Genomic DNA, 7,620 nt, shown 5'->3' on the forward strand with positions numbered 1-7,620 from the left:
CCATTTTACAGCCCCCAATAACCAAGCTTCTTACGCATTTTAAACTCACGTACGATATTAAGTGGTTTTGATTTAAGTTCGAGTAAGCCATTATCAAGCAGTGCATTCGTTGCAGCTAAAACCCGCTCACTTGAACACCCATCTTGATAAGGATGAATTTGCTGACAATAATGTTTGATATTCGCCATTAAATCCACCGGATAGGTCAATGCCTCACTCAATGCAGGTTCTACTTCGTTAGTAGTAGTAACATTCAATAAATGGGGTAGCGGATGTTGATTATTAAAGGTAACAACAGGCTTACCTTGTAATAAAAACATTAACAAAATCGATGAAGTATCACATAACATTACATCCGCTGCTTGCAATACAGGAATCACATTATCTGTTTCCACAAACGTCAAATTAGGCCCTTGTAAGGCTTTATATTGTGCAACCGTTTCAGCCGCCATTTTAGGATGAAACTGCACTAACCAACGCCACTTCCCCGTGGCAACCAATGCCTTAACTGTCTCATATAAATGGGGTGCGCAGGTTAAATTACGGGAAAATGTTGAGCACATTAAGATGGTTGGACGTGGATCATCTACCGCACAATATGGGTTGAATGCGGGCTCAGTAAATAACGGGTCAAGCATCGGCCAACCGGTTTGTTTTACTTTAAAAAAACCATATTGCTGGGCTAATTGTGTAAACCGTGCAGTTGTATCTGGCCCTTGAGTACAATATAAGTCAAAACAACCACGAATTTCAAAATGGTCTTCTCGGCCTCGACGGTTTAATTTTCCAGCATTAAAGCCGTGAAACACACCAACTTTTACTCCAGGAATACAACGTGATACAACATTACCTGGCACAAAAACAGCATCAGGTTGCCAAGCTTTAACGTCCGCAACAGAGGTTAATCGTTGCTCATCAGTATGTAAGAAATCACCTTCAACATCATTCCCCTCAAAAAACCAACACACCTGCCCACCTTGCTTCAAGATCGCTTGTTGTAACGGTCGTAAAATAGCAAATGAATAATTTTGAGCGATATACATTAAGTACCGCCGAGGTGAATGAGTCATAGTCGTACTCTTTGTCCATAAAAGATAAAAACATTCTACCTTAATTAGCCACTGAATCATCAAGCTGTAAGATTTTTGATTGCTGGTTATAATAGGATTTTATTGTTACAGGTAGAGTCACCATGCTAGTTCGCGTTTTTTATACCCTACTATTAGCTTTAGCTGCTCCTCTATTATTATGGGGACTTTATCGAACCAAACCAGGCAAACCCCGTTTTGGTGCTCGTTGGAAAGAGCATTTTGGTTTTACTCCTCGCCTTGCCACGACAACTGCGCCAATTTGGATTCATGCTGCTTCTGTTGGTGAAGCTATCGCGATTGTACCTGTCATCAAAGCACTCAAACAAGCCTATCCTGAACAAGCTATTGTTGTAACCACAACCACCAGCACTGGTGCTGAACAAGTGGCTAAATTAGGCGAATTAGTTGAACATCGTTACATGCCAATTGATTTTGCTTGGTGTGTAAGAGGATTTTTAAAAACAATTAAGCCTCAATTATTCCTGATCGTTGAAAAAGAATTATGGCTCAATACCTTGAGCTGTGTTCACAACCAAAAAATTCCAACGATTATTGTTAATGCGCGTTTATCCGAGCGCTCAGCTAAGCGCTATCACTCATTTAGTTTCTTCACTCATCAATTACTCAATAAAATAGATAAAATATTGTGTTTACATGATGATGATGCTCAACGCTTTATCGACATTGGTGCGCAACAACATCAAATCGCGGTTACTGGCTCAATCAAATACGACATTACCATTGCAAACACTGTTTTTGAGCAAGCTCAGAGTCTACGCCAGCAACTCGGTAAGCATCGGCCTATTTTTGTTGCCGCAAGTACCCATCAAGGTGAAGATGAACAAGTACTTGATGCTTATCAACTGGTACAGCAACAATTTACAAATGCATTAGTAATTATTGTGCCTCGCCATCCGCAACGATTTGATAGTGTGGCAAAACTTGCAATAGATCGTGGTTTAAATGTTCATCGTCGCACAGACACCACCCCAATTAAAGCGAACACTCAGTTATATCTCGCTGATACAATGGGGGAAATGTTAGTCATGCTAGCGACAGCTGATGTGACGTTTATGGGAGGAAGTTTAGTGGGAGAAAAAGTGGGTGGTCACAATTTATTAGAGCCTGCTGCCGTCGCTAAACCGGCAATTACCGGTCCCAGTTTTTATAACTTTGAAGATATTACTCAACAATTGTTAACCGCTGGTGCAATTGAAATTTGTCAAGATAGCCACCAGCTCGCATTGCAACTAATCGCGTTATTTAATGACCCCGAACGCCAGCAAAAAATGGGCGCGCAGGGCCAAAGGATCGTATTAGAAAATCAAGGTGCCGTGGACAAAACAGTCACTAATATTAGCCCGTATTTAACCAATCATTAGTACTAACCAATAGTAATACGCAGCTGACTTTTGTTAGCATAACCATTACATAAAGCGGTCCAATCATCTTCGCACCACTTAATCGCACGTTTATCGACTTCTTTGAGAAAAGAGCGCTTTAAACGTGTCAGATTATCCACTTTCCAATCATCACCGTCACGACAATCACACTTATCAAAATCAATCAGCCACGGACACTGACTATCATCGAGTAAAATATTGTGGGCATTTAAATCAGTGTGGCACACTTGCAAATCATGCATCTTACCGATCATTTGACCAATATCACGCCACACTGTCGCAGCTAATGTTTGGGTTTGTAGCAATGCCACCAAATCACGACTATTGGCAATTTTCTCAACCAAAATATCCGCTTTATAAGCCATACCCCTTTTAACTGCACGCGCAGCAATAGGTCGAGGTACATTAACCCCACCATCACGTAATAATTTTAATAAGGCTAATTCAGCTCCACTGCGAGTAGTCTTCCAATCAGTAAACCAATAACTATCATTGTTCACTTTAGCAAACAGCCCACCGCGGTGATAATGACGCAATGCCATTTCTAGTTTTTCATCGGCAACAAACCATGTTGTGCCACGCCCTTTGGCTGAACCAATAACTGCATCACGCTGACGCCAATACTCAATATCAAAGCAACCATGCGGATCTGCACTTAGATAATCGCTATCAAACCAAATGGCCTGGTTGTTACTGATAATTTCCTGCACTACAGCCTCTCTCGCATTTATTGTTGAATATTTTACAATTTCAATGGCTAGCGGCATAATTCACCAACCACTTTTAATAAGGTAACCCCATGGCTCTGTTCTCAACGCCACCACGTTCAATTTGTATCTTACGCTTGTCTGCTATTGGTGACGTTTGCCATGCGATTGCTGTCGTCCAAGCTATCCAACGCCAATGGCCAACCACTGAAATTACGTGGGTTGTCGGTAAAGTTGAAGCACAATTAGTCAATGCCTTACCCAATATTACGGTGATCAGTTTTGATAAAAAAGCGGGCTGGCATGGCATTAAACAGGTTTGGCAACAACTCAAATCACAACGTTTTGATGCGCTATTGGATATGCAAGTCGCCTTGCGTGCCAGTGTACTATCTTTAGGGATTAAAGCTAAGTATCGCGTTGGGTTTAGTAAAAACCGCACCAAAGAAGGCCAATGGTTGGTTACCAATAAACACCTACCCAATACAAACAGTATCCATGTACTTGACAACATGGCGGACTTTGCACGTTACATTGGGGTTCCCTTTACTACACCAGAATGGAATATTCCACTTACCACTGAAGATAACAGTGTTGCTGAACAATATATTCAACAACCAACATTAGTGATATCTCCCGCCGCCAGTAAAGATGAACGTAATTGGCTTCCAGAACGTTATGCCGCTATTGCCGATTATGCGGCAACCAAAGGCTTAGCCATTATACTCTGCGGATCACCCAGTGAACGTGAGCAACAATTAGGCCAACACATTATCAGTCATAGCCAAGTACCTATCACTAATTTAATCGGCAAAACAACCCTATTACAGCTGACGGCATTATTACGTGCAGCAACTGTTGTGCTAGCGCCAGATTCAGGTCCTGCCCATTTAGCAACCACCCAAAATACCCCTGTAATCGGACTCTATGGTCATAGTAATCCAGCTCGTACTGGACCGTATTTATCATTGCCATATACGGTCAGTGTTTACCAGCAAGTCGCTGAACAACATTACGGCAAACCATTAGGCGAATTACCATGGGGATCTCGCGTCAAAGGTAACGATATCATGCCGCAAATTAGTGTTGCGATGGTAACAGAGAAACTGGATGCTATTATTGCATCACTCTCTAGCGCTGAAACTTTACATTCACAGACAAAATAAGTAACCCATTATGACTACTCGTGTTATCTACCCAGGCACTTTTGATCCAATCACTAACGGTCACCTTGATTTGATTGAGCGCGCAGCTGCGATGTTTGATCATGTGATTGTCGGTGTTGCTTTTAACCCCAGCAAAAAACCATTATTCAGTTTAGAAGAACGGGTCGAACTGGCTCAACAAATTACAGCACATTTGCCTAATGTTGAAATTGTTGGCTTTTCAGGGTTATTAGTTAATTTTGCCAAAGAGCACAATGCTAATATTTTAGTGCGTGGGTTACGGGCGGTGTCTGATTTTGAATATGAATTTCAATTAGCCAATATGAATCGTCGTTTGATGCCTGAGCTTGAAACGGTATTTTTAACCCCAGCAGAAGAAAATTCATTTATTTCATCGACTATTGTAAAAGAAGTCGCATTACATAAAGGGGATGTAAGTCAGTTTGTTGATCCATTGATCACACAAGCCCTACTTGCTAAATTCGTAAAATAATAAAAAAAGGGAGCACATTGGCTCCCCCTTTCTTCTCAATCTTCACAGCTTACTTATTATAATACTCACGGTACCAATCAACGAAAGCCTGTACGCCTTGTTTTACTTCAACCGCAGGCTTATACCCCGTTGCTGCAAACAAATCGTCAGTATCAGCATATGTCATGTAAACATCGCCCGGTTGCATAGGCATAAAGTTTTTCTTCGCTTCAACACCTAATGATGCTTCTAGTGCTTCAACATAGTCCATTAATTTGACCGGGCTACCATGACCAATGTTATAAATACGATATGGTGCAGAGCTGGTTGCTGGTGAGCCCGTCTCTACTGTCCACTCAGGATTTGGCTGTGGAATCACATCCTGAATACGCATCACACCTTCAACAATATCATCGATATAAGTAAAATCACGGCTCATATCACCATTGTTATAGATATCAATTTCCTTGCCTTCCATGATCGCATTAGTAAATTTAAACAATGCCATATCTGGACGTCCCCACGGACCATATACCGTAAAGAAACGTAGGCCTGTGGTTGGAAGACCGTAAAGATGAGAATAGCTGTGCGCCATCAATTCATTGGCTTTTTTAGCTGCGGCATACAATGATACCGGATGATCAACACTGTCGGCAGTATCAAACGGCATTTTTTGATTTAAGCCATACACCGAACTTGATGAAGCATAAACCAAGTGCTCTACTTTATTACGACGACAACCTTCAAGGATAGTCAAATAGCCAATTAAATTACTATCACCATAAGCCATTGGATTATCTATTGAATAACGAACGCCCGCTTGACCCGCTAAATGAATAACACGATTAAATTGATGCTCAGCAAATAAGCCTGCGATCCCTTCTCGATCCGCAAGATCCATTTCAATAAAGGTAAAATCTGGGTGTTCGATACGGGCTAAACGTGCGTGTTTAAGTGCTACTTCGTAATAATCATTAAGATTATCGATACCAACCACTTGATGGCCTTGTTGACATAAACGCTCGGTAACAGCACTACCAATAAAACCAGCAACACCGGTCACTAAATATTTCATTTCCTAGCCCTTAAAGTAATATCAACATGCAATTTATTTTATAAATCATTTAGCAATGATAGCAATTCCCACCATTATTTTTGCTCAATAAAAATGAACCCATCGTTAACGAAAACTAACTAGACAATTGAGTTAACCCTGACAGTCAGCACAGAAAACAGTGGCTCGCTGCCCCAGCTTTATTTCAGTTAAAAGCTCACCACAACGAGGGCAAGGCAGACCCCCTTTACCATAGACTTGCAACTCTTGAGCAAAATATCCAGGCTTACCATCTGCATTTTTAAAATCTTTTAAGGTCGTGCCACCTTGAGCAATAGCTTTTTGTAAAACGGTTTTGATTTCAAAAACTAATAACTGCAATTGTGCGATTGAGACTTTTCCTGCTGGCGATTGCGGATTTATCCCCGCGGCAAACAATGACTCATTGGCATAAATATTACCTACACCCACTACGATATGATTATCCATGATCAGTAATTTAATCGCTTTACGCTTTCCTTTTGCTTTGGTAACTAAGTAATCCACATTAAAATCGTCACTCAATGGCTCTGGGCCCATTTTCTCTAGCACAGTATGACTTTCCCCTGCCTGTTGCCATAACCATGCGCCAAAGCGACGAGGATCGTTATAACGTAGAATCTCACCACTGCCTAAAACGACATCGACATGATCATGCTTCTCTACGGCAGAACCCGCAGGTAAAATACGTAAACTACCTGACATACCAAGATGGACAATCGCATACCCAATATCGGTTTCTAATAATAAATATTTTGCTCGGCGCGTGACTTTTCGAATCACTTGGCCCTCAATACTTTTAATTGCATCAGGAATCGGCCAGCGCAAACGGGCATTACGAATAATTATTTTTGTCACTGTTTGTCCAACAACGTGGGGAGTGATCCCCATACGAGTCACTTCCACTTCAGGTAATTCAGGCATCGTTATCTTGCTCCAATAATCATTATAATTTTGACGATAATGGTGGAAAGAGAAAATCAGCATCGACAGTCACCGCTAACCACTGTCCGCTACCGTTGTTAAACAACCAAAAATAAGGTAATTGATAGGCAGTGATCCGTTGTGGCAGAGAATGACCAACCAGCCACACTTCAATCGTGCGCGGCGTTGTCAGCTGACTTTTTAAAGCAGCTAACTGGTGCTCACTTACCTTTGTCCCCACTAATGTTTGCCAGCGTGAAATCAAAGTAGCAATATCAAACGTCACCGTAGGTTGGCTTTGCCATCCCGTATCAGCATGCTGAAAAGTGATTGCAGGCAACAATAAACGTTGAATAATACGATTTTGCGCAAATAATGGGATCACCGTTGATGATGATACAGGCGCGGTAGGTATTATTAGACGAGTACGAATAAGCTCTGGCAGCTGTATGACAGCGATAAAAACTAAAACACCAATAATGATGACGTTATTCCATCCACGTCGCGTTAACCGCATGCTCAGGCGCTCCTATGCGTCTTTATTGATGCGGGTTAAGATAACATTGCCATCATCAATAACAACAGACAATTAGATTATTGTTTAATGACGAGAATAAAATTTATCGCAAGAAAGCAGGGAAAGCAGGAAAGCAGGAAAGCAGGAAAGCAGGAAAGCAGGAAAGCAGGAAAGCAGGAAAGCAGGAAAGCAGGAAAGCAGGAAAGCAGGAAAGCAGGAAAGCAGGAAAGCAGGAAAGCAGGAAAGC

At 41.5% G+C, this 7,620-nt stretch carries 8 protein-coding genes; 3 read left to right on the plus strand and 5 right to left on the minus strand.

What is annotated here, in order from left to right; all coding sequences use genetic code 11:
- Positions 1-5 precede the first annotated feature (5 nt).
- The gene (locus tag CZ809_RS17345; protein WP_210434296.1) at positions 6-1,043 is read right to left on the minus strand and encodes a CDP-glycerol glycerophosphotransferase family protein; all 1,038 of its coding nucleotides are present in this window, start codon (positions 1,041-1,043) and stop codon (positions 6-8) included.
- Positions 1,044-1,192: 149 nt separating this feature from the next.
- On the opposite strand from CZ809_RS17345, the gene waaA reads away from it, so the two are divergent.
- Positions 1,193-2,473: a lipid IV(A) 3-deoxy-D-manno-octulosonic acid transferase gene (gene waaA / locus CZ809_RS17350; protein ID WP_080158800.1), complete on the plus strand. Its 1,281-nt coding sequence runs from the start codon at positions 1,193-1,195 to the stop codon at positions 2,471-2,473.
- A gap of 2 nt (positions 2,474-2,475) precedes the next feature.
- On the opposite strand, the gene CZ809_RS17355 is transcribed toward waaA, so the two are convergent.
- Positions 2,476-3,204 (minus strand): 3-deoxy-D-manno-octulosonic acid kinase, encoded by a 729-nt coding sequence (locus tag CZ809_RS17355; RefSeq protein ID WP_080158810.1) that lies wholly within the window; start codon positions 3,202-3,204, stop codon positions 2,476-2,478.
- An 89-nt stretch (positions 3,205-3,293) separates the two neighbouring features.
- Here CZ809_RS17355 and CZ809_RS17360 point away from each other — a divergent pair, with 89 nt between their 5' ends.
- Entirely contained in the window at positions 3,294-4,367 is a 1,074-nt protein-coding gene (locus tag CZ809_RS17360) for a glycosyltransferase family 9 protein (protein WP_080158801.1), read from the plus strand.
- 10 nt (positions 4,368-4,377) lie between these two features.
- Positions 4,378-4,860: a pantetheine-phosphate adenylyltransferase gene (gene coaD, locus CZ809_RS17365; RefSeq protein WP_080158802.1), complete on the plus strand. Its 483-nt coding sequence runs from the start codon at positions 4,378-4,380 to the stop codon at positions 4,858-4,860.
- A gap of 49 nt (positions 4,861-4,909) precedes the next feature.
- On the opposite strand, the gene CZ809_RS17370 is transcribed toward coaD, so the two are convergent.
- From CZ809_RS17370 to CZ809_RS17380, 3 genes are all read right to left on the minus strand, one after another.
- Positions 4,910-5,914 carry an NAD-dependent epimerase gene (locus tag CZ809_RS17370; RefSeq protein WP_080158803.1) on the minus strand — a complete coding sequence of 335 codons (1,005 nt, stop codon included), beginning with the start codon at positions 5,912-5,914 and terminating at the stop codon, positions 4,910-4,912.
- Between the two features lie 132 nt (positions 5,915-6,046).
- On the minus strand, positions 6,047-6,856 hold the full coding sequence (gene mutM / locus CZ809_RS17375) for a bifunctional DNA-formamidopyrimidine glycosylase/DNA-(apurinic or apyrimidinic site) lyase (RefSeq protein WP_080158804.1): 810 nt from the start codon (positions 6,854-6,856) through the stop codon (positions 6,047-6,049).
- 22 nt (positions 6,857-6,878) lie between these two features.
- Positions 6,879-7,373, minus strand: coding sequence for a hypothetical protein (locus CZ809_RS17380; RefSeq protein WP_080158805.1), 495 nt, complete (start codon positions 7,371-7,373; stop codon positions 6,879-6,881).
- Between the last annotated feature and the right edge of the window lie 247 nt (positions 7,374-7,620).

The organism is Photobacterium piscicola, assembly GCF_900166965.1.
Classification (GTDB): domain Bacteria; phylum Pseudomonadota; class Gammaproteobacteria; order Enterobacterales; family Vibrionaceae; genus Photobacterium; species Photobacterium piscicola.